We start from the raw sequence: 2,214 nt of genomic DNA on the forward strand, positions 1-2,214 counted from the left end.
TATATAGCTTAATGAATTCCCAAGAAAGGAAGATATTATTTAATTACCTGTTTCTTGGTTAATTAAATAATACAAGATAAGGATAGATATGGAAAAAATAACAAGTTTCTGTGTAAATCATGATATATTGCCAAAAGGCATGTATATTTCACGTGTCGATGGGGATATCATCACCTATGATTTGCGAATGGTTGTCCCTAATGGTGGAATATATTTGGAGAATGACGGTTTACATACCTTTGAGCATTTATTTGCGACTTATGTACGCAACAGTGCATATGCAGATGAGATTATCTATGCCGGACCAATGGGGTGTCGTACCGGATTTTATTTTTTAGTACGTGATAAAATGACGAAGGCAGAAGCGATTGCCCTTGTTCAAAAGACCATGCAATTCATCAGTAGTTATGAAGGTGCTATACCGGGAGCCCAAGAATCAAAAGAGTGTGGAAACTATTTGAATCATGATTTAACGAAAGCTAAAACGATTGCAAAGGAGTATTTAGAAGTCATTAAGGATTGGCACATCGAGCAGTTAACATATCCTCAATAATCAAACAAAAGCATGTTGTGGGAAACAGCATGCTTTTGATTATCTATTGATAATTAATTAAATGTAATAATCATGGATATCATGATACAGGAAGGTAGATGGTATATAAACTTTGCTTAGATCATGGCAGTTACAGTTCTATCCCATATTGCTTAGTAATAAAGTTCAAATCACTATATAGCTGATCTTTGGAATAGCCATGTGCACGCAGTTCACTGTCTTCTTTTGCGTTTACATAATCAAAGAAAGCCAAGGCTGTTTTCAAATATTCCAGATTCTTATCTGTGAAATGCTCAACTAAATAGTTCATGGCTTGGGCATAATTGTCTTCTTGGATGAGCTGGTAAATAGTATGATAATAAACTTTTGTCTCTTCGTCCTTTAATTCTTCTTCGGCCGTGATTTCTTCAGAGGCCTTGTGGAAAAACATCATGCGAAGCATTTTTGTCATGGAAGAGATTTGCCGCATCATCCAATCGTTTTCAAAGACACTCATGCGATATGATCCGCATCAAATATGATGCCGCCATCCTTACGTGCTGCTTCATAAACTTCCATTACCGTTCGGGAATACTCCAGCTTTTGGTAACAGGTAGTATAATCCTGTTCCGTAAAAAGGCGATTGAATTCTTTTACCTCATAGTACAATGCGATATCGTTTTGCGGCAATGTCAGATTTTCTTCTTTGCCATCCTTATAAATTTTTAATACCGCACATTTACTTGTTTCTGATTCTACAACAGCATAGCCCTTTTCTCCTTGAATCTGCGCCATGCAGCGACTTCTAGTATCTTTTGCCCCAACGCATACAGATGTAAAGCCATCATATTTTAAAATTGCTACCCCACTGGTGTCGATTCCACGCTGGATAGTTGGGAAATACTGTACGGCGTTAGGTTTGCCAAATAAACCAATCGTAAAATGTAGATTATAAATATTAATATCGGATAAAGCACCGCCTGAAAAGGCTGGGCTAAAGACATTTGGAGTCTCACCAGCCAAAAACTTATCATAACGACTGGAATATTGAGAAAAATTACACTGTACCATGCGAATGGTTCCCAGCTCAGGTAATTTCTCTTTCAGCGTTAGATAGTTTGGCATATGGGAAGTTACGATTGCCTCGAATAAAAATAAGTGATGTTCTCTTGCATAGGTATCTAAGATTCGAAATTCTCGACAATTAGAAGTAAATGGTTTTTCACAAATGACATGTTTACCATGTTGCATCGCCTGTAAGCTATATTGAAAATGTAAGCTGTTTGGTGAAGCTACATAAACAAAATCAATATCCTCACGATTTAACATTGCTTCTAAATCTTCATAGATGTCTTTGATGTCATACTTATCTGCAAGGTTTTGTGCATGCTCTTTCTTCCGGGTATACATGGCAACACATGTAACACCTTCATTTTGCTTAACAGCATCTAAAAACCAGTCAACAATGAATCCGGTACCGATGGTAGCTACTTTCATGATGAAATCCTCCTCTTTGTATAGTATAAATATATCACAAACCTAAAAGATAATGAAGGAGCATCGTTGGAAGTTATTGTAATTGTTAATGATTTTTGTATAATGTAGATAAGGAGCTAACTATTAAGAAGTCAAGCATTTTTGAAAAAGATTGAAAAAGCATGACAAAAACAAGTGCTAGTAAA

3 protein-coding genes are annotated in these 2,214 nt (G+C 36.2%); 1 reads left to right on the plus strand and 2 read right to left on the minus strand.

Going from position 1 to position 2,214, the window contains the following annotated elements:
* Positions 1-88: 88 nt before the first annotated feature.
* A complete protein-coding gene (locus tag ACESSZ_RS16360; RefSeq protein ID WP_008691137.1) occupies positions 89-553 on the plus strand; it encodes an S-ribosylhomocysteine lyase in 465 nt (154 codons plus the stop codon).
* Positions 554-683: 130 nt separating this feature from the next.
* Here the strand turns inward: ACESSZ_RS16360 and ACESSZ_RS16365 are convergent, their stop codons facing one another.
* A complete protein-coding gene (locus ACESSZ_RS16365) occupies positions 684-1,049 on the minus strand; it encodes a DUF6483 family protein (RefSeq protein ID WP_008691143.1) in 366 nt (121 codons plus the stop codon).
* Positions 1,046-2,029 (minus strand): Gfo/Idh/MocA family protein, encoded by a 984-nt coding sequence (locus tag ACESSZ_RS16370; protein WP_008691144.1) that lies wholly within the window; start codon positions 2,027-2,029, stop codon positions 1,046-1,048. The genes ACESSZ_RS16365 and ACESSZ_RS16370 overlap by 4 nt, the downstream gene beginning before the upstream one ends.
* Positions 2,030-2,214: the final 185 nt, after the last annotated feature.

It is taken from the genome of Eubacterium sp. 3_1_31, from assembly GCF_964249515.1.
GTDB lineage: Bacteria > Bacillota_I > Bacilli_A > Erysipelotrichales > Erysipelotrichaceae > Longicatena > Longicatena caecimuris.